This is a genomic window from Haematospirillum sp. 15-248, from assembly GCF_012102665.1.
Classification (GTDB): domain Bacteria; phylum Pseudomonadota; class Alphaproteobacteria; order Rhodospirillales; family Rhodospirillaceae; genus Haematospirillum.
Genome location: NZ_JAAVTF010000012.1, coordinates 41,530 through 60,638 on the forward strand (window position 1 = coordinate 41,530; position 19,109 = coordinate 60,638).

18 protein-coding genes are annotated in these 19,109 nt (G+C 54.0%); 9 read left to right on the top strand and 9 right to left on the bottom strand.

Going from position 1 to position 19,109, the window contains the following annotated elements; translation table 11 throughout:
* The first annotated feature begins 38 nt into the window (after positions 1-38).
* Positions 39-1,859, top strand: coding sequence for a phosphogluconate dehydratase (gene edd, locus HEQ72_RS09940; RefSeq protein WP_416046656.1), 1,821 nt, complete (start codon positions 39-41; stop codon positions 1,857-1,859).
* Between the two features lie 20 nt (positions 1,860-1,879).
* On the opposite strand, the gene HEQ72_RS09945 is transcribed toward edd, so the two are convergent.
* Positions 1,880-4,030: a tetratricopeptide repeat protein gene (locus HEQ72_RS09945; protein WP_168021219.1), complete on the bottom strand. Its 2,151-nt coding sequence runs from the start codon at positions 4,028-4,030 to the stop codon at positions 1,880-1,882.
* Positions 4,031-4,223: 193 nt separating this feature from the next.
* Here HEQ72_RS09945 and HEQ72_RS09950 point away from each other — a divergent pair, with 193 nt between their 5' ends.
* Positions 4,224-4,475: a hypothetical protein gene (locus HEQ72_RS09950; RefSeq protein WP_168021221.1), complete on the top strand. Its 252-nt coding sequence runs from the start codon at positions 4,224-4,226 to the stop codon at positions 4,473-4,475.
* 11 nt (positions 4,476-4,486) lie between these two features.
* Positions 4,487-5,149, top strand: a complete 663-nt coding sequence (locus HEQ72_RS09955; RefSeq protein WP_168021223.1) for an ABC transporter ATP-binding protein — start codon at positions 4,487-4,489, stop codon at positions 5,147-5,149.
* A gap of 17 nt (positions 5,150-5,166) precedes the next feature.
* On the opposite strand, the gene HEQ72_RS09960 is transcribed toward HEQ72_RS09955, so the two are convergent.
* Positions 5,167-6,462, bottom strand: a complete 1,296-nt coding sequence (locus HEQ72_RS09960) for an RsmB/NOP family class I SAM-dependent RNA methyltransferase (protein WP_168023257.1) — start codon at positions 6,460-6,462, stop codon at positions 5,167-5,169.
* Between the two features lie 282 nt (positions 6,463-6,744).
* Here HEQ72_RS09960 and HEQ72_RS09965 point away from each other — a divergent pair, with 282 nt between their 5' ends.
* From HEQ72_RS09965 to phoB, 6 genes are all read left to right on the top strand, one after another.
* Complete coding sequence (locus HEQ72_RS09965) at positions 6,745-7,785, top strand: PstS family phosphate ABC transporter substrate-binding protein (protein ID WP_168021227.1); 1,041 nt, start codon at positions 6,745-6,747, stop codon at positions 7,783-7,785.
* A 120-nt stretch (positions 7,786-7,905) separates the two neighbouring features.
* Entirely contained in the window at positions 7,906-9,297 is a 1,392-nt protein-coding gene (pstC, locus tag HEQ72_RS09970) for a phosphate ABC transporter permease subunit PstC (protein ID WP_168021229.1), read from the top strand.
* Positions 9,298-10,632 carry a phosphate ABC transporter permease PstA gene (gene pstA, locus HEQ72_RS09975; protein ID WP_168021230.1) on the top strand — a complete coding sequence of 445 codons (1,335 nt, stop codon included), beginning with the start codon at positions 9,298-9,300 and terminating at the stop codon, positions 10,630-10,632.
* Between the two features lie 12 nt (positions 10,633-10,644).
* The gene (gene pstB, locus HEQ72_RS09980; protein WP_245183252.1) at positions 10,645-11,451 is read left to right on the top strand and encodes a phosphate ABC transporter ATP-binding protein PstB; all 807 of its coding nucleotides are present in this window, start codon (positions 10,645-10,647) and stop codon (positions 11,449-11,451) included.
* A gap of 34 nt (positions 11,452-11,485) precedes the next feature.
* Complete coding sequence (phoU, locus tag HEQ72_RS09985; protein ID WP_168023258.1) at positions 11,486-12,226, top strand: phosphate signaling complex protein PhoU; 741 nt, start codon at positions 11,486-11,488, stop codon at positions 12,224-12,226.
* A 4-nt stretch (positions 12,227-12,230) separates the two neighbouring features.
* A complete protein-coding gene (phoB, locus tag HEQ72_RS09990) occupies positions 12,231-12,920 on the top strand; it encodes a phosphate regulon transcriptional regulator PhoB (RefSeq protein WP_168023259.1) in 690 nt (229 codons plus the stop codon).
* A 106-nt stretch (positions 12,921-13,026) separates the two neighbouring features.
* Here phoB and HEQ72_RS09995 read toward each other — a convergent pair whose 3' ends face one another.
* The 7 genes from HEQ72_RS09995 to HEQ72_RS10025 all read right to left on the bottom strand — a co-directional run.
* Positions 13,027-13,284 carry a hypothetical protein gene (locus HEQ72_RS09995; protein WP_168023260.1) on the bottom strand — a complete coding sequence of 86 codons (258 nt, stop codon included), beginning with the start codon at positions 13,282-13,284 and terminating at the stop codon, positions 13,027-13,029.
* A gap of 252 nt (positions 13,285-13,536) precedes the next feature.
* Positions 13,537-13,908: an AzlD domain-containing protein gene (locus HEQ72_RS10000; protein ID WP_168021235.1), complete on the bottom strand. Its 372-nt coding sequence runs from the start codon at positions 13,906-13,908 to the stop codon at positions 13,537-13,539.
* Positions 13,905-14,627 (bottom strand): AzlC family ABC transporter permease, encoded by a 723-nt coding sequence (locus tag HEQ72_RS10005; protein ID WP_168023261.1) that lies wholly within the window; start codon positions 14,625-14,627, stop codon positions 13,905-13,907. Before HEQ72_RS10005 ends, HEQ72_RS10000 begins: the two co-directional genes overlap by 4 nt.
* Positions 14,585-16,573, bottom strand: a complete 1,989-nt coding sequence (locus HEQ72_RS10010; protein ID WP_168023262.1) for a helix-turn-helix domain-containing protein — start codon at positions 16,571-16,573, stop codon at positions 14,585-14,587. The genes HEQ72_RS10005 and HEQ72_RS10010 overlap by 43 nt, the downstream gene beginning before the upstream one ends.
* Positions 16,574-16,851: 278 nt before the next feature.
* Positions 16,852-17,622 carry an N-acetylmuramoyl-L-alanine amidase gene (locus HEQ72_RS10015; protein ID WP_168021240.1) on the bottom strand — a complete coding sequence of 257 codons (771 nt, stop codon included), beginning with the start codon at positions 17,620-17,622 and terminating at the stop codon, positions 16,852-16,854.
* A gap of 315 nt (positions 17,623-17,937) precedes the next feature.
* Positions 17,938-18,393, bottom strand: a complete 456-nt coding sequence (locus HEQ72_RS10020; RefSeq protein WP_168084788.1) for a hypothetical protein — start codon at positions 18,391-18,393, stop codon at positions 17,938-17,940.
* A partial coding sequence (locus HEQ72_RS10025; protein WP_322099512.1) for a phage tail protein occupies positions 18,390-19,109 on the bottom strand: 720 nt, incomplete at its 5' end. The genes HEQ72_RS10020 and HEQ72_RS10025, both read right to left, overlap by 4 nt.

The following is a 19,109-nucleotide window of genomic DNA, read 5'->3' on the forward strand; positions in this document are numbered from 1 at the left end:
CATATGGTTCTGGTGTTGCTTCAGAGGACGTTATGACTATCCATCCTGGTATTGCTTCTGTTACCCGGCGTATTGCCGAACGCAGTCGGGAAACTCGCCGTGCTTATTTGCAGCGCCTGCGTGCCGCCCGGGGTGTTTCCCGTCCCGGACGCATGGAGCTTGGCTGCAGCAACTTTGCCCATGGCGTTGCGGCTTGCGAGTCCCATCAGAAGCAGGTTCTGATGGCACCAGAGGCTCCGGGTATCGGCATCGTGACGTCATACAACGATATGCTGTCTGCCCATCAACCCTTTGAGACCTATCCGCAGATTCTGCGTGCGGCTGTTGCGTCAGCCGGTGGGTTCGCCCAGGTTGCCGGTGGGGTTCCCGCAATGTGTGACGGGATTACCCAAGGGCGGGCGGGTATGGAACTCTCCTTGTTCAGTCGGGATGTCATTGCCATGGCCACGGCGGTGGCATTGTCGCATGATATGTTTGACGGTGCCTTGTTGCTTGGGGTTTGTGACAAGATTGTGCCCGGACTGGTAACCGGTGCTTTGTGCTTTGGCCATCTGCCAATGATTTTTGTACCGGCAGGTCCTATGCCTTCCGGCATTTCCAATGCAGAAAAAGCCAAGGTCAGGCAGGAGTTTGCTTCGGGCCGCGTCGGGCGCGATGAACTGCTGGCTGCGGAAATGGCTGCTTATCATGCACCGGGGACCTGTACGTTCTATGGCACGGCCAACTCAAATCAGATGCTGATGGAGATTATGGGCCTGCATTTACCTGGTGCTTCGTTTGTTGCCCCGGGAACAGCGCTGCGACATGCCCTGACGGAAGAGGCCGGACGGCGCGTAACTGCTATGGCCCGTGGTGAGGAAACGGCTCCGATTGGCGAAATAATCGACGAGAGAGTTATCACCAATGCCCTGATTGGTCTGCTTGCGACAGGTGGATCTACAAACCACACCCTGCATCTTGTTGCTATGGCCCGTGCTGCCGGGCTTATTCTGGACTGGCAGGATTTTTCCGACCTGTCTGCCATTATTCCTCTTCTGGCCAAGGTTTATCCGAATGGAGAGGCAGATGTGAATGCCTTCCATGAGGCAGGTGGAATGGCGTTCTTGATCCGGGAGCTACTTCAAAATGGGATGCTGTATGGGGATGTCATGACGGTTGCCGGCACTGGTCTTGAGCGCTATACGCGGACTCCTGCACTCCGGGATGGTGCTCTGGCTTATGTGGATCTTGCCCGTGACAGCGCTGATCCGGCTGTGTTAACAACAGTTGGGCGTCCCTTTGCCCCGGATGGGGGATTGAAAGTACTGTCGGGGAATTTGGGACGCGCTGTTATCAAGACATCGGCTGTCAAGCCTGAGAACCGTGTTGTTGAGGCTCCATGCCGTGTTTTTGATTCCCAGGAGGCGATGCTACAAGCATTCCAGGCTGGTGAGTTGAACCGTGATGTTGTGTGCGTTGTCCGTTTTCAGGGGCCCAAGGCCAATGGCATGCCCGAGTTGCACAAGCTGACCCCGCCGCTGGGGGTTCTTCAGGACCTTGGATACAAGGTTGCGCTGGTAACCGACGGGCGTATGTCCGGGGCATCGGGCAAAGTTCCGGCCGCCATTCACGTAACGCCCGAAGCGCTGGACTCAGGTATGATCGGATATGTCCAGGATGGCGATATCATTCGGCTGGATGCGGTAGCCGGTGTTCTGGAGCTTAAGGTTGAGCCATCTCTTCTGCATGCCCGCTCAATTCCATCTGCCCCTGTGGATCAGCGTTTTGGTACCGGGCGTGAACTGTTTGCACCCTTCAGACAGTTGGCTGGTGGCGCGGAAGAGGGGGCGGGTATATTCCGTTTTGACGGGCGTGCCTGAGCCTGCCTTGTGAATTAGCTTCAGACGTTGCTGGGAGCTGTACGGAGGTATTGCTCCCAGCTTCTGAGGAATTCTGTTTCTATGATCCAAAGAAAGAGTCGCTGTAATTCATCTCCATGTCGTTTTTCACACTCTTGATCGTACAATCTTTGCCTTGCTAGCTTTTCTGGATCCGATACCAGCCCACAGGCCAGTCTGACATAATCATCCAGATCTTTGGCATGGATAGGATTATTGTATTCTTCTGTATTATCACCTTCATACAGGTGCACAATCTTGATCCCCATTGCCATGAGAAGTTTGATTGTTGTACCGCCGCGATAGTGCAGGGGGTCGAGAACAACATCGATGCCTCGACAGAATGTAATCCAATCTTTTAGGGGCATTTCCTCGCGCAGGTCTATCCGATCAACAGGACAGCTATCGGCAGCGAAGTCGTGCAGAATGACTTTCCGTGTTTCCGGGTTGTCTGCTCCTGGAGCAATGACGGTTAAGCGTGCCGTTGGACATGCATCAAGGATGCGTCCCCACAAGCGCCGGGTTTCAGAATCAACCTTCAGATATTTGTTGACGGAGCCAAACAGTGGCCACCCCCGTTGCAGCATAGGAAGGGGGCTCGGGCACCAGCACTCTTTTGGTGCATTAATTTCGGATGGTCCTGCTTGATCCCACAGACGTTCCACGCTGTATTTCTGCTCGTCGGTCCTTTTGGGGGGATTGCCGTAGAGAGGACGGCTGTCAACCCGGGTTAGTCCGGTTGTTCCGGGATAACCGATCATGCTGACTTGCAGGGGTGCCGGCTTCCAAGCAAACAGTGGCAGTATGTTACCCGCAGTATGACCCGCAAGATCCACCAAAATATCAATATTGTGCCTTTGTATCAAACGTGCAGCTTTTTCAGGGTCTTGTGGCAGAGTGTACCACTGGTCCGTCATCTTTCTCAGTCGTTGGGTTGTCTCATCACTCCGGCGTGGAATGTGGAACCCAACAATTTCAAACTTTGAGCGATCATGTCGTATAAAGAGCGGTTCTACGAACAAGCTGATGGCATGGTGGCAGAAATCAGGTGAAACATACCCGATACGCAGACGCTTTTTGGGACCTGCTGCCATGTGGTGGGGGAGGGGCGTGATCTGCCGTTCCCAGAACTGTCCAAAATTACGGTGATCTTGGAACACATCTTCGGGGCTTGTTTTGTTGTCATGCAGACTGAGGAACAGGGCATTGCTCCACAGTTGCCAGTCAAGGGGTCGCAGCTCTGCTGCACGTTTCCATGCCAGCCTAGCCTGTGTGGTATGGCCGAAGTGTGCCTCGATTTCACCTGTCAACGCGCACGTCTGCCACGTCTCGCCCACTTTTCTGATCAGTGTTTTGGCCTGCGCACGGGCGCCGTCAAGGTTGCCTTCCTTTGCTTCCAGCCGGGCAAGCCGCATCAGAGCCTCCGGCGTATCCGGCGCTTTTTGAAGATAGAGGCGTAGATGAGCAATGGCTCCGACCGTGTCACCATGTGTTGCTGCAAGCTCGGCATCAAGGCGCTCGCACAGGGGATGATCAGGCATCAGTATGCTGATTGTACCGCGCAAGGAGGATGCTTCCTGTATCCGTCCCACGTCAATCAGCCCCAGACACAGGTGGAAGAGTGCCTCCTGACATGGATGGGCAGCATGGAGTGCCTCTTCCCAGGCTTTGATGGCGTCTTCCTTGTGTCCTTCCTCGTGATGGATATTGCCAATGTTGAACCAGGCATGACCACTGCCGGGATCCAGGGCCAGGACATGATTGTAGTGTGTGATGGCAGCATCTGTTTGTCCGGTCTTGCGCAAAGCCATGGCCAGTGAAAAATGAGCGGCAGCATTCTCTGGGTGGTGTTGCAGGTATGTTTCCAGCATGGATATGGCCTGTTCCGGCTTCTGGAGCGTCAGCAGAAGCTCGCCGGCTTCGTATCCCAAGACAGGATGGGTTGGGGCATCCTGCGCTGCACCTACCAACCAAGGGAGTGCTTGTTCCTGTTGCCCTGACCCGGACAGGAGCAGGCCGAAAAGGCGTCGCCCCTCTATGTGCCGTGGCTCCTTGTCTATCAACGTTGTCAGGTATTGCAGGGCTTCCTGGTGTCGCTGTTTCTCCAACGCGGTGACAACAGATTGGAACAGGGAATCCTGCAAGGAAGTCATCGGTTCTTGTTCCACGTATTGTTGGCGGGTAAGGCATTTCTCTTGTGAAGGATTCCACCTGTTTTGTGGTGGGGCAAGTCTGTTGTGGGTGGAGGTATCTGTGCTCGCCACAGCACTGCCATTTTTTGATAATACGGTAACTAAGTGCTGTGCTTTATTTAGAGACGTTTCTTTATGGGGCTTGGGGCAGGCGATGACCGGCCGACTGGAGCTGGCGCGGCATAACGACAGCATTTTGACAATTCCCCTTGGAGCCTTCTGGGAAACAACCGGAGGCAACTGGGTCTTTGTTGTCGACGGATCCACGGCCACCCGCAGGGATATCAAGGTTGGCCGCCGGACGGTTGATGCCGTGGAAGTGCTTGAGGGGCTTGCAGAGGGAGAGCGCATCATAACATCAAGTTATCAAGGTTTTGGCGACTACCGGAACCTGACCCTGAACTAGGAAGCAGCAGCATGATACGATTGAAAAACGTCGGAAAGACCTATCGGACGTCGGAGATGGAAACCCGGGCCCTGACAAATGTGAACCTGGATATTGCAGGTGGTGAGTTTGTTTCGATTATGGGGCCTTCAGGCTCGGGAAAATCGACCTTGCTCAGCATTCTCGGGCTTCTGAATACCCCGAGTGAGGGGATGATCCAGTTCGGGAACACGACGATCAGCAAAGAACGTGACAGCCTGCTGACGGAACTGCGCCGGAAACACATCGGGTTTGTATTTCAGGCATTCAACCTGATCCCGCACCTCAGTATCGAACGGAATGTGGAACTGGGGTTGGTCTATCGGGGTGTCGGGAAGGCAGAACGCCGCAAGCGCAGTCTGGATGTACTGAAAGCTGTGGGGCTGGAGGCCCGCGCCAAACATTACCCGGCCCAGTTGTCGGGTGGACAGCAGCAAAGAGCTGCCATTGCACGAGCCCTTGTGGGGGACCCTTCCATTATTCTGGCTGACGAGCCAACCGGAAATCTCGACAGTCAGAATGGCGAACAAATTCTCGATATGCTGCAGGGCATAGTCGCCAGCGGCAAGACAGTCGTGATGGTCACACACGATGAACGGCAGGCACAACGGGCACACAGGACAATCTCGATGAAGGACGGTCGTATTGTCCTGTAAGTGCTGTTATGAGGATTTCAGGCTTCCAGTTTTCTCAGCCGTGCCGCAAAGAATCCGTCCATTCCGCCGTTCTCACTGTTGTGGAAAGGCATGGTTCGCAACCAGCCTTCCGGCGTGATCAGGGCGCTTAACCCTCCTATCTCTTGGGCGGTAACGGGGACACCCTCTACAGGTAGGCCCGCTGACAGGGCATGCGCGACACGCTCTTCCCCTTCAGCTTTTTGCAGGGAGCATGTGCAGTATACAACAAGCCCCCCGGGGCGAACCATGTCAACCGCAGCACGCAGCAATTCTGTTTGCGTTGCGACCAAGTTCTGCACATCATCAGGCCGCTTATGGCGGGCAACATCCGGATGACGGCGGATGGTGCCGGTTGCCGAGCAGGGGGCATCCAGCAATACACCATCAACCAGTGTTTCCGGCTTCCATTGGGTTGCATCCGCATCGACAAGCGTTGCGCTCAATCCCAGTCGTTCCAGGTTACTGGCAACCCGACGAAGACGGCGTGCTGATCGGTCAACCGCGGTGACTGTAGCCCCGGCAGAAGCCAACTGCATGGTCTTTCCACCCGGTGCAGCGCAGAGATCAATGATTGTCTTGTCACGGACATCACCCAGTAAACGGGCGGGCAGCGAGGCGGCTGCATCCTGTATCCACCATTGGCCTTCATTGAAGCCTGGCAGGTCAGCAACATTGCCACCCATGGTACGCCTCAGGGTACCAAACGGCAGAACGGTCGCCTCCAGTCGCTCTGCCCATACGGCCTGATCCTGGTCCGGACGGAGTGTAATATCCAAGGGAGCTTCAGACAGGTGTGCAAGCCCAATCTGGCGGGCTGTTTCTTCTCCCCATGTCTTGCTCCAATTCTGCCAGAGCCACTTGGGTGTATTGAAGCGTGGAGCGTCGACAGAGTCTGAAATACGGGACCCATCTCTGGATATGCGGCGTAGGACTGCATTTGTCAGGCCGGCATAAGGCGCGAAACGCCCGCGTTTGACCAGCTCGACCGATGTATCCACCACGGCGTGGACCGGGGTCTCCAGAAACAGAAGCTGAGCTGCCCCCAAGCGGAGTACATCCCGTACCGTAGCTAGTTTGGACGGCATGGGTTTGTCCAGGCACTGATTGATGACAAGGTCAATCTGCCCCAGGCGCCGCAATGTTGTGGCAACAAGCATGCGGACAAAGGCCCGGTCTCTTGATTCAAGAGCCTGGCTGAGCGCATCGGCCTGTTCATCAAGGGGACGGCTGTCTCTCAGGACAGCTTGGAACACGGCCAAGGCAACAGAGCGATTTTTCGGTAAGTCAGTCATGATGCGCACCATGACCAACCCTGCGGCAGAATCAAGTGCTATTTGCGAGAAAGTACATTGTTTTTGTACAGCTGTGAAATGCCCCGGCGTTCCCCACGGCCCGGATATTCATGTTAATTCATTGATATTAAATAGTTAAATAATCTTTAACAAAACTGTCATGATCCTGTCATGAATATGACGCGGACAGGCGCTATAGTGGGGCAGGTCCGGTGAGACCAATAAAAACAGGCTGTTGCTGATACCGGGCCTTGCGTTTTGGGTGTATTTCAGGAGGCTCCTGTGAGTTCTGGAAAACGTGCTCTGGTTGCTGCGGCTGTAGCCTTGACAACCTTGTCCGGTACAGCTTTTGCTCGCGACCAGATCCGCATTGTCGGATCATCCACGGTTTATCCCTTTTCGACGGTTGTGGCCGAAAACTTTGGCAAAAGGAGCCATTTCAAAACACCGATCATAGAGGCGACGGGGTCCGGTGGTGGTTTCAAGTTGTTTTGTGCGGGGCTTGGCCCATCGCATCCTGATATCACCAATTCCTCGCGCCGGATCAAGCGATCCGAGATAGATGCCTGTGCCCGTAATGGCGTTACAGACATTGTCGAGGTCAAGATTGGCTATGATGGCATTGTACTGGCCAACTCCAAGGCTTCCGCCCCTTTGTCCGCAACCCGTGAACAGCTGTTTCTTGCCTTGGCGCGGGATGTTCCGGTCAAGGGAGCTTGGGTCGCCAATCCGTACAAGATGTGGTCTGATATTGATCCTGCCCTTCCTGCAAAACCCATAGAGGTTCTGGGGCCACCGCCAACATCGGGGACCAGGGATGCTTTCGTTGAGCTCGTCATGGATGTGGCATGCGAGAAGCTACCAGAAACCCACGCCCTGAAGGCAGCTGGTCGTGATGTCAAAGCGGCTTGTCAGGCGCTGCGTGAGGATGGTGCCTATATCGAGGCCGGGGAGAATGATAACTTGATTGTCCAGAAGCTGGGAGCTAATCCAGATGCCTTTGGTATTTTCGGGTATTCGTTCCTGGAAGAGAATGGGGACAAGGTACAGGGTGCCCGGATTGATGGCCAGATACCAACGTTTGAAAATATTGCGTCTGGTACTTATCCGGTCAGCCGTCCTCTTCAGTTCTATGTGAAGAAGGCTCACGTCGGCACCATTCCCGGGATCGAGGCTTTTCTCAAGGAGTTTACATCCGAGAAGGCATGGGGCCCTGAAGGGTATCTGAGTGACAAGGGACTGGTTCCGATGCCTGATGTAGAGCGCGCACGCTGGGCTGCCTCGGTTATGTCTTTGACCAAGCTCGACATCAGCAGTTTCTGAAAGTAACAAGGCGAAAGCCGTTTGCGGGTATGTTCACTTGTTCCCGGTGATACTCTGTGGCAGAGAGTAGACCTTCGGGGCTATCGGTCAATGTGCCCGCAAACGGCAAACAAGGCTTCCATGCAAATATTCATACTGGTTCTCATTATCTTCCTGCTGTCCTTGAGCAGTTTCTGGCTTGGGCGCCGACGTTCCCTTCGCCTGGTCAGTGGGGAAACCCGCAGACTACACAGTCTGCCTGTGTACTATGGTCTTTATGTGGCGTTATGGGTTGGTATCCCCGCACTGCTCTTGCTTCTCGCGTGGTTCTTTGCGGAAGACAAGGTCGTAACCAGCCTTGTTCTGGCGGAAATGTCGCCGGATATCTTGGCCGGTGCCAGTGGCCCCGATCCGGCCCGCGTGAGTCTGGTCTTGAATGATATTCGCAATATTGTCTCAGGTGCTTCTGCGTTCTCGCCTGTCCCCGAGATTCAGTCCGCAGCCCTGCGTTATGCTTTCCTCAAGCAGATAAGCTTTGCACTGGTTATTCTGGTCTCGCTTGCCACAGGGGTTATCAGCGGCTTTCTTGCGCTCAGATGGGTTACGCCCCTGTTCCGTGCGCGCAATCGCGTTGAGAATGCCGTAAAGGCTTTTATGATTGGTTGTTCGGTCATTGCGATCCTGACCACGGTGGGTATTGTCCTGTCACTTTTGGTTGAGAGCTGGCGGTTTTTTGGCCATGTGGACCCTGTTGATTTTCTCTTTGGGCTGGAGTGGAGTCCTCAGACCGCCATGCGTGCGGATCAGGCCGGTTCATCGGGAAGCTTTGGCGCTGTTCCTCTGTTTGCCGGCACTTTGCTGATTTCATTGATCGCAATGTTGGTGGCGGTCCCTGTGGGTTTGATGGCTGCCATTTATATGTCGGAGTATGCACCAGCTCGCGTTCGTGGTGTGGTCAAGCCCGTCTTGGAAATCTTGGCAGGCATTCCCACGGTTGTGTACGGATTTTTTGCAGCGTTGACTGTTGCGCCTCTTTTTCGTGGGATCGGGCAGGACATCGGCCTGACCATTTCATCGGAAAGTGCCTTGGCTGCCGGGATCGTGATGGGAATCATGATCGTCCCCTTTGTGTCCTCGCTTTCGGATGACGTGATTACAGCCGTGCCACGTGCCATGCGCGAGGGGTCTTATGGTTTGGGAGCGACACGTTCGGAAACCATCCGGCGCGTGTTGTTGCCGGCAGCATTGCCCGGTATTGTCGGCGGAATTCTGCTGGCTGTATCCCGCGCCATTGGTGAAACCATGATTGTTGTGATGGCTGCGGGTCTGTCTGCCAATCTGACGGCCAATCCTTTCGAGGCCGTGACGACCGTGACGGTGCAGATTGTGACACTTCTGGTCGGTGATCAGGAGTTTGACAGTCCCAAGACCCTTGCGGCCTTTGCTCTTGGACTGGTCCTGTTTGTCATGACCCTTGCCCTGAATGTTGTTGCCCTTCACGTGGTACGCAAGTACCGGGAACAGTACGAGTAGATGAGTATGTCCAACACTGTACCTGATCAGGGTGTTTCCATGGGGCGCAGGCTGCCACAACACCGCATTGCCGATGTTGTCAATGCTGGCCTGCGTCGTCGCTATGCTGCTGAGATGCGTTTCCGCCTTTGTGGCTTGATGGCCGTTGCCGTGTCATTGGTCATGTTGGGGGTCCTGTTTTCCAGTATCTTGGGATCTGGTCTCGGGGCCTTCCAGCAAACCAGGATATCCTTGGACATTACGTTTGATGCACCTGTGATTGATCCGGATGGGGCCCTTGATATCGCGGCTTTGTCTGACGCGGATTATGACGCCTTGGTCAAGACCGCTTTGCGGGATCTTTTCCCGGATGTTCAGGCCCGCCGTGACCGACGTGAGTTGTATTCGCTTGTCTCAACCGGTGCAGCTTACCAGCTTCGTGATATGGTTCTGGCAGATCCGCTGCTGATCGGGAAGACGGTGCGCGTTGATGTTCTGGCCTCTGCTGATATGGATATGCTGGCCAAAGGCAACATCGCCCGTGATATTCCTGAAAGTGCCCGCCGGGTTAGTGATCAGGAAATAGCTTGGTTTGATCACTTGTCGAATACGGGCCGTATCGCGCGGGTTTTCAATCAGACGCTTTTCACGGCCGGTGACAGCAGGCAACCGGAACTGGCGGGGATTCGGGGTGCCTTGATTGGCTCCCTTCTGACCCTTGCGGTGACGTTGGCTCTCAGCTTTCCTGTCGGGGTTGGTACGGCGATTTATCTTGAAGAGTTTGCTCCGCGTAATCGCTGGACAGACTTGATTGAGGTGAACATCAACAATCTGGCCGCTGTTCCTTCTATCGTGTTCGGCTTGTTGGGGCTTGCTGTATTTCTTCAGGTTTTCGGTCTGCCGCGTTCAGCTCCCTTGGCAGGGGGTCTGGTTCTGACGCTGATGACCTTGCCCACCATCATTATTGCAGCGCGTACAGCTCTGAAGTCTGTTCCGCCCTCTATTCGAGAGGCGGCGCTGGGGATGGGGGCGTCAAAATTGCAGATGATCTTCCATCATGTCTTGCCTTTGGCTATGCCGGGCATGCTGACTGGTACCATTATCGGGATGGCACAGGCATTGGGTGAGACAGCGCCTCTTTTGATGATCGGGATGGTGGCCTTTGTGGCCGATGTTCCGGGCTGGATCACGGATCCGTCCACAGTTCTGCCTGTTCAGATCTATCTTTGGGCCGACAGCCCCGAACGGGCATTTGTAGAGCGGACATCTGCAGCTATTATCGTTTTGCTTGGCTTCTTGATTGTCATGAATGCAGCTGCGGTTTTGCTGCGCAAGAAATTTGAAAGACGTTGGTAGGTTATGGCTGACATGATTGAAAACCATATAACATCAGGTTCTCCCTTGGCCTTGGAGGGGGAGGTGGCCAAGGTTGCGGCCCGTGATGCTCATGTTTTTTACGGAGACAAGCATGCCATCAATGGGGTGAGCCTTGACATCCGTGAAAACGAGGTCACGGCTTTTATTGGCCCTTCGGGCTGCGGAAAATCAACATTCCTGCGGACCCTGAACAGGATGAATGATACGATTGACGGGTGTCGGGTCTCGGGTTTGATTACCCTTGACGGTGAAGATGTCTATGATCGTCGTGTTGATGTTGTGCAGCTGCGGGCCCGTGTCGGCATGGTGTTCCAGAAGCCTAACCCCTTTCCGAAATCAATATATGAGAACGTAGCCTATGGTCCGCGCATTCATGGTTTGGCGGGAACGCGCGACGAACTGGATGGAATTGTGCTTGCCAGTCTGGAGCGTGCGGGTCTGCTGAATGAAGTCAAGGATCGCCTTGATTCACCAGGAACCGGGTTGTCGGGGGGGCAACAGCAGCGCCTGTGTATTGCCCGTGCTATTGCTGTCAGTCCTGAAGTGATCCTTATGGATGAGCCATGTTCGGCCCTGGATCCCATTGCGACAGCGAAGATTGAGGAATTGATCGATGAGCTGCGTGAGAACTTTACCATCGTTATTGTGACCCATTCCATGCAGCAGGCAGCCCGTGTGTCACAGCGAACGGCCTTCTTTCATCTGGGTACCTTGGTTGAATGCAACGATACCGAACAGGTCTTTACCAATCCGGTACACAAGTTGACGCAAGGTTATATTACAGGCCGCTTTGGTTGATAGACCACGGTATCCACAGTGCGGGGAAACAGCTATGTCCGGTACCGAGATGCACACAGTTCGCTCTTTTGAAGACGAACTGAACCAATTATCCGATATTATTTTGCGGATGGGTGGGATGGCCGAGGCGCAGCTTACGGCGGCGGTTCAGGCTCTTGTCCGGCGAGATTCTCCGGCAGCGACAGGTATTATTGTTGCAGATCATCGTATTGATGCCCTGGAGCAGGATATCCACGCGCTTGCGGTTCGTATCCTGGCACTGCGCCAGCCCATGGCCGATGACCTGAGGGCCATTGTCAGCGCCCTGAAAATCTCAGCCGACCTGGAGCGGATTGGGGATTATGCAGCCAATGTTGCCAAGCGAGTTCTGGTCATCAACCAATTGCCGCCTGTTCCGGCCTTGGCCTCTATTCCCCTGATGGGGCGTCTGGTGCAGGAAATTATCAAGGAAGTTCTTGACGCCTATGTCGAGCGGGATGTCGATAAAGCCTTGGGCGTATGGCACCGGGATCAGGAGGTTGACGAGCTTCATACCAGCATGTTCCGGGAACTGGTGTCTCTGATGATGGAGGATCCCCGCAATATAACGGCGTGTACGCACCTTATGTTTGTCGCCAAGAACATAGAACGGATCGGGGACCATGCGACGAACATTGCCGAAACTGTGCATTTCCTGACTGTGGGGCGCGTGTTGCCCATGGCACGGCCCAAGGGCGATCAGACTGGTGAATTTATAGCCCCGGTTCAGTCTTCTGGTTCTTCCCGGGACACATAGGGCAATGAAGTTCCGGATTATGATTGTCGAGGATGAACCTTCTCTTGTGACCATGCTGCGCTACAATCTTGAGAAGGAAGGATATGCCGTTGACGAATCCTATGACGGGGAACAGGCTGTGACGGCTATTCGTGCCGGTCTGCCTGATCTTGTCCTTCTGGACTGGATGTTGCCTGGACTATCGGGTCTGGAAGTGTGTCGTCGTTTGCGCCGTCGCCCGGAAACAGCACATATTCCGGTTATCATGATTACGGCCCGTGGGGAAGAAGCCGACAAGATACGTGGTCTTGATACGGGAGCTGATGATTATCTGACCAAGCCATTCTCTGTGCCCGAGCTTCTGGCACGGACCAAAGCGCTTTTACGGCGGGCACAACCGGCTCGCAGCCGTGATACCTTGTCGTATGGTGATGTGATGATGGACCTTGTCTCACTGCGGGTGGAACGATCAGGACAACCTGTTCATTTGGGGCCAACTGAATTTCGTTTGTTGCGCTTCCTGATGGAGAATCCAGGATGTGTATTCTCGCGTGAAGAGCTTCTGAACCGGATATGGGGGCAAGATATTCATGTCGAGGTCAGGACAGTAGACGTTCATATTCGACGCTTGCGCAAGGCATTGGACAAGGGGAATGGAATGAATCTGATCCGTACGGTGCGATCGGCCGGTTATGCGCTTGACGAGCGTGAGTGATTGTTCCCCTGATGCCTCTACTCAAGAACAGGACACAGCAGCATCCATGATTGCGCCCCACAAGGGTGTTGCTGTGCCCTGCGAATGATTTCCTGAGTGTACTATATTATCGTATATCAATAGGCCAGCACACATCAGCGCCTGAGAACTCTGCGGTGCCGACAAGTACGGTGTCTGCCGCTTCATTTATATCATCCGGATAGCCGAAGATTTCATATAGATAGTCATCAGACTCTATGTCAGAGCCATCCAGAACAATGCGGTTTTCGATATCAAATGCTGCCTGTGCTTCGTATTCGCTATAAGCTGTGGCATCAATTTTAGCTGCTGTTGGAAGATACCTCTGTGTCATTTTCTCCTCCATTAATGACAGGATGCTCTTTTCCCTGTTCTTGATACAGGTAAAATGAGGTTTGGCGACTCTACGCCTCTTAAAATTATATGTACAGCTATAAATTTTATGCTTTATGTATCATCGCTATATGATGGTTCTGTTTTTCGTGAGTGGTACAGTCATGCCGTGTACGTCCCGCATAGAATCCACGTGTATTCGCGCGATGTTCATGACCTCAACATCTCTACGTATGCGTTCATTAGTCTCATGCGAGATCCTTATTCAGGGCAACAAGCTGTATAGGGCTTCTCCATGCATAGGAACCGTCAAGCACGCAAGAAATGCAAGTACACCTGCAAGAACAGCCAGTCCAGCCTCACGCCATCGCAGGACAGTTGCTAAGGTTACGACCATGCTGAAGACAAAAATCCAGTGCCGTTCTCCGTCAATCGTATTCTGGAAGGCGGGTGTAATGGTAACAGCAGCTAGGGCGGCCAGCAGGACAGATCCAAGAACAGGCAAGCGCCGTCCGAGAGGGGATGTCGGCTGCAAGATCGAAATGTTGCGCCATACAAAGGGCAATGCCCTGCTGCCGTATGTTAGGACTGCAATGATGGCGATAGCAAGCCATAGCTGATTGTTTGTCCAGCTCATTTTCTTACCCAGGTGCTTAACGCACCTGCCCCTGTACCCAAGAGTATTCCTGCTGCTGTATAATCCAGCCAAGCGGCTGTACCAGCGATTACGGCTGATATCATCATCGGGCCTGCGGAATTTCGCGATACATTCAAAACTGTAATAGCCAGAAACAAAGCGGGAAGAGCAAAGCTCATTGCCTCTGCCACCGGCGGGGCCAAGGACTCAAGCGCAGCCCCCAGACAAGCCCCCGCAGCCGTTCCACCAACCCATGCGACATAAGATCCCAATGTCAGTCCTGCAAGCCATCGACTGCGCAGTTCAGCATCTACACGATGTGAACCGTTCATAGCTGTGGCAAAGACTTCATCGGTCAGGCCGAAAGCCAGCAGCATATGAGTTCGGTGACTGGCAGGTATTCTGGGCGCCAGTATGGACCCATATAGAAGGTGACGGGCATTGAGGGCGGTGCAAAGTGCAATGACAAGTGTAATGGATGCATCCGATGTCAGGGCAGCGAGAATCAGGAACTGACTCGCGCCTGCAAAAACAAGTACAGAGATGCAGGTTGTGACAACGGGTTCAATCCCTGCAGCTGTTCCTGCCGTACCAAAAGCCATGGCAACCGGCAGGTAGCCAACCACAACAGGAAGAGATGCCCGCCCTCCACGCACCCAGGTGTGATCATATCCCGTCATTGCTTGCGGAATGTGAAGAGATGTGTTCCTGCGTCCCATTCTCCGTTCCCCTGTGTTTTGTACAGCCGTTGATGATGAACACAGCTGAGACCTTCTGCGTCAGCAAGTGCGACAAGGCGTTGTGCGTATGTTTTTTGTTCAACTTCGTAGTCAAGGCCTGCGACCAGAGCCTGCAGTTCCAGAATGTGGAAGCGATAGAAAGCCATAAGCGGGTGACTGACCGGTTCCGGAAGGGCTATTTTGTCCACGATTCTGAAAAGATCCCGTACATACGATAAAGCACCGGACAGCCGCGCAGTTGCCAAGGACAAGCAAACTGGTACGTGCCGGCGGAATGCACGGACAACCTCACCTTCTTCCGGAGACAGAAGAGCGTACGGAATTGGGACCAGCGTGTCAGCAATATAGTAAAGGTGATGCGCAACCAGATTGAGCTGTCGCTCCTCAACCGTTCTGAACGGGGCTATCATTTCGTCGCTTACAACAAACGATGCACCCTCGGCCAGGGTATCGGCTGTTGCGCGGAAGAACAGGGCTGTATCCAGATGGTGTGACGCGCCCACAGATATAGCAGCGTCAAAGACAGGCCCTGTATTCTCAAAGCTGTCAATGCCGCATTGTAACATGGTAACGCCGGAATGACCCGAGAAGCGCTTTTGCAGGTGCCGGAAAGCAGTTTCGCTGGGATCAAGAGCTGTAACCTGTAGATCTGGTATCAGCTGTAGAAGCATCTCCAAAGGCAGGCCCGGGCCAGTTCCTATATCCAGAAGACGGGCGCGTGGAGAAACTCCTGCGGCCCGGAGAGCGCCGGCCAGTGCCAGAACCTGACGGGCATAAGCGGGGTGGACCAGTTCGTAGGCTTCGTATGCATCAACATCAATTCGATCCTCAAACAAGATGCCGCGCCCTGTCCGTGGTCTTGACCGAATAGCCGGATCCTTGCACGAAATACCGCATGGGGTTGAGGGAAGGTCGTGCAGAGTCATTGCCTCTGCCGCCAGGGCTGCGTGCAGGGTTGGACCTGTTCCTGCAATCTGCATCAACTCTGCTCTTGTTATAGGATCAAGGTGAGGGGAGGTGGTGTTGTCTGCTGCCATCTGTGCCAGACGGTATGCCGTGTCCCATGCCGTGTGGCTGCTGTCCTTGTCGAGGGGGCTCAACCGTTTCCCCCGCCATAATACGCATAGCCCCGGAAGAGGGTGTTGCAGGACATGAACCTGCAAGGCAAGGCTTCCCTTCTTTCTTCTGTGTTCAAGAACGTATTGTTCCAGATTTTCGATGGCATCATCCTGATCGAGCGGGCACCCGGTAAAGAGGATCCGCCGCATGTCCACGCCGTTCTGTACCTCGATATGGGCCCGTTCAAGCAACTTGACGACAATGCGCCAGTCCTCACCGTTATCCGGCCATGGCAGGCTGACATCAAAAACGGTCGGAGCATCGTGTTTATGTTCCGGATAGATAACGGTAACCGAGGCCCGTACCGCATTGCTTCCGGAGCGGTATATGTGGGGGCCATCAGCGCGGAAGCGGAGACTCTGGCCCGGGATCAGGCGTGAAGGGGACTCCCGTGGGCCAGCGGTTAGAACACCGCTCAGCACGGTTATATGCTCTTCCACCCCATCTGGATGCCCGCCGGCATAACGTGTTGCAGAAGGGCAAAGGTCCATAAGGTACGTTTCGATAATACGCGGGGTATCCTGGCGATCTATCAGCGTGACCTGAACCCCGTTCTCGGAAACGGCAACCGGATGCTCCGTACTCTGTAACAGACATCCAAAGGAAACCCCCAGTGCATTGGCCAGGCGGGATACAAGCTCGATCGTGGGCGTTTGTTTGCCCCATTCAATGCCTGAAAGAATGGAATCTGCGACACCGCTGCTTTCGGCAAGACCTCCAAGCGTCATGCCTCGTTCGTTCCGGGCGGTAGTCAGGTTACGGGCCAAGGCAGCGCTGGTTGCGGGCGACGGAGATCCTTCGTTCACCGGATATTTCCTTTTGGTTGGGTGGTTAAAAGAGCATTCGATCTTCCATTATATGTAGAAGTACATATGATCCCCCATTAATGTGATTGTATGTTAACTGTTAATCGACTGTATTTATTATTATTTTATTATGTTAACGCCATGTTTTGTTTTCTTCTCTGAATTGTCAACGTATGTCATTTCTGTCTATAGTGTTCTGTAATGGGTTGTTTCTGGACAAAAAAAAGAGGCCCCGTCCTTACGGATCAGGGCCGCCCTATCTGTAGGCAGTGCCTTATTTAGGCAGGAAAGTACTTATCGACCAAAGCGTACAGGATTGCTGCGGTTTCAACATCCAGTGCCCCGTCATAATTGCTTTGACGGAAATGCAGTTGCAGGCTGCGCACCAAGTTGCGGAAACCACTGTCTGTTCCAGCTTCAGACGTGTCGTAGCCGTATTTCTTGAATTTGCCAATGACACTGTTCCGGTCCGGTATTCCCCCTGCCGTAAACTGTGCCATGTACTTCTGCTTGGTTTCGTCGTTGTGCCAGGCACCTATGCCGCTTTGATACAGGGCTTCCCAAGGGAAGGCTGCGCCGGGATCGCTCTTTCGTCCTGGTGCAATGTCGGAATGACCAATCACATTGGTGGGGGTGATATCCGGATAGCGCTCCAGGATATTAAGGGCCAGCTGTTTGACAGCCTCAATCTGTTCCGGGTTGTAGGGCGGGAATGTGAAGCGTCCGCCGTTGTCACTGGCAAGGTTGACGATTTCGATCCCGATGGCAGTGTCGTTCAGATTGGAACGTCCTGCCCATGCGCTGCGCCCGGCGTGCCAAGCGCGTTCCTGCTCGTCCACCAGATTGAAGATCCGCATATCGTTGAAGCCCGCAGCCTTGTATGTCGGGTCGGTCGGATCGGGAACCAGGTAGTGTGCGCTGACATTTTTGCCGGTCAATGCGCGTGCTGATGCGGCAAAATCAACAGCCGTATAATGCATGACCAGAAAACGGACCCTACGATTGAATCCCGCAACAGAGCGGTAAGAGTTATAATCTATGGGATACATGTAAGATTTCCTTGCAATAAATAATAAAATGCTATGCAGCGTTTCGTGTATATGGCACAGGGCTGCCTCTTTCTGACACACCTTTGCCTGTGTTTCTGATCTTGTTGTTCCCGGCATTAAACAACGGGTATTCCTGCCATTCATAACGAGAGACCAGTACATTGTTTATTATATAGAAAAATGGCTTAAGTTCGTCATAAAGTTTTCAAAAATATGTTTTGTCTTTTCCGTTGCAGACGAAGAAAAAGGACCGCCTTACGGGAAGGCAGTCCTGCTGGATCTTGTGTTCAGGTGTTCTTGTAAGAGTCTGTCGCGTTAATGCCCGCCCGGTGGTTCCTGTGGCCAGTATTTATCGGCGTAGTAATCGTCGGGGATGGGGTCTGTGGCCTCCAGGCTATCGCACCGGGTACGGATAGCGGCGCGGAGGGCAGTCACTGACTCAGGGACAGCTTTGCCGGTTTCCATCTGGCGGATAATGTACCAGTCGGTCCTGAAAAGGTGGTTCCAAGCTATGCCCTTGACCATGGCGGCTGTGGGGGGATTGATTGTTATTGGTTCTTCTTTCGGAATGGCCTCAATCACCCAGGCATCCTGATCCCAGCGGGCTTGTTCCCCATCGGCAAGGGCAGGCGGCGGAACGGTGACACACCCGGCGGGGATCAGCCAGTTATCGGGTGAAAGTGGATCGCGGTGGCTGTCATCAAGAATGGCTTCACCAACATAAATGTCGTTGATTGTACGATAGACTGTGTAGGGCACCATAAACCTCATCTGAAGCGGATGCAGGGGAGAAGGGCGACGTTGCGGGGGCGGGCATGCCAAAAATAGGATGGTCCGCCATGACCATTTAGCGAGTAGTGATTAGGAAGGCGGGAGGAGCCTGATAGGCCGTGCGCGATAGAGCCGTGACCGTCGTACGCATCCCACGTTGCTGATGCAGGCTGGCTATTTCCATTTTGCTGGTAAGGTACAACAACATCGTTTCCGTCATCGAATGCCATTTGAGAACCACGTTGCCACGACCCGAACGTCCGCCTCGGATCCACGCCCCTTCCTCCATCCCATCCGCGCAGGAATTCACCGCGCAGGTCTGGCAGGGAGAAGGTTGTTCGGCCATCACCACTTCCGAACGTGGTTCCGATCACTGCGAACAGTTGTGCATAGTCTGTTCGTGACAATGTTTGTCCATTGCATACTAGGTAAAATGGCGGCGGTGTCCGCCCAGCATGCATGATCACGCTGCCCACCGGGGCTGGGAATGCCTGGGCCAGCGCCGCAGGCGTAACTGCCTTTTCCGTGTTCGTCCCGGCCTTGATTTCATCCGCTGTTGCCAGCCGGACGATGCCAAGGGTGCTTTCGGTGGCCGCTCCCACCTGATCCCTTATGTTTTTTGCGGTTTGGGTTATAGTGCCCTCGATCTGTGCCTTGAGGGCAGCATCGGCGGCGGCGAAGGCTTGCTTCAGGTCGGCCTTGACGGTTGCGGCCTT

Coding starts and splice junctions, on each gene's coding strand:
- HEQ72_RS09945 (WP_168021219.1), bottom strand. CDS start 4,030: ATGACTTCCTTGCAGGATTCCCTGTTCCAATCTGTTGTCACCGCGTTG.
- HEQ72_RS09950 (WP_168021221.1), top strand. CDS start 4,224: ATGACCGGCCGACTGGAGCTGGCGCGGCATAACGACAGCATTTTGACA.
- HEQ72_RS09955 (WP_168021223.1), top strand. CDS start 4,487: ATGATACGATTGAAAAACGTCGGAAAGACCTATCGGACGTCGGAGATG.
- HEQ72_RS09960 (WP_168023257.1), bottom strand. CDS start 6,462: ATGACTGACTTACCGAAAAATCGCTCTGTTGCCTTGGCCGTGTTCCAA.
- pstC (WP_168021229.1), top strand. CDS start 7,906: ATGCAAATATTCATACTGGTTCTCATTATCTTCCTGCTGTCCTTGAGC.
- pstA (WP_168021230.1), top strand. CDS start 9,298: ATGAGTATGTCCAACACTGTACCTGATCAGGGTGTTTCCATGGGGCGC.
- pstB (WP_245183252.1), top strand. CDS start 10,645: ATGATTGAAAACCATATAACATCAGGTTCTCCCTTGGCCTTGGAGGGG.
- phoU (WP_168023258.1), top strand. CDS start 11,486: ATGTCCGGTACCGAGATGCACACAGTTCGCTCTTTTGAAGACGAACTG.
- phoB (WP_168023259.1), top strand. CDS start 12,231: ATGAAGTTCCGGATTATGATTGTCGAGGATGAACCTTCTCTTGTGACC.
- HEQ72_RS09995 (WP_168023260.1), bottom strand. CDS start 13,284: ATGGAGGAGAAAATGACACAGAGGTATCTTCCAACAGCAGCTAAAATT.
- HEQ72_RS10000 (WP_168021235.1), bottom strand. CDS start 13,908: ATGAGCTGGACAAACAATCAGCTATGGCTTGCTATCGCCATCATTGCA.
- HEQ72_RS10005 (WP_168023261.1), bottom strand. CDS start 14,627: ATGGGACGCAGGAACACATCTCTTCACATTCCGCAAGCAATGACGGGA.
- HEQ72_RS10015 (WP_168021240.1), bottom strand. CDS start 17,622: ATGTATCCCATAGATTATAACTCTTACCGCTCTGTTGCGGGATTCAAT.
- HEQ72_RS10020 (WP_168084788.1), bottom strand. CDS start 18,393: ATGAGGTTTATGGTGCCCTACACAGTCTATCGTACAATCAACGACATT.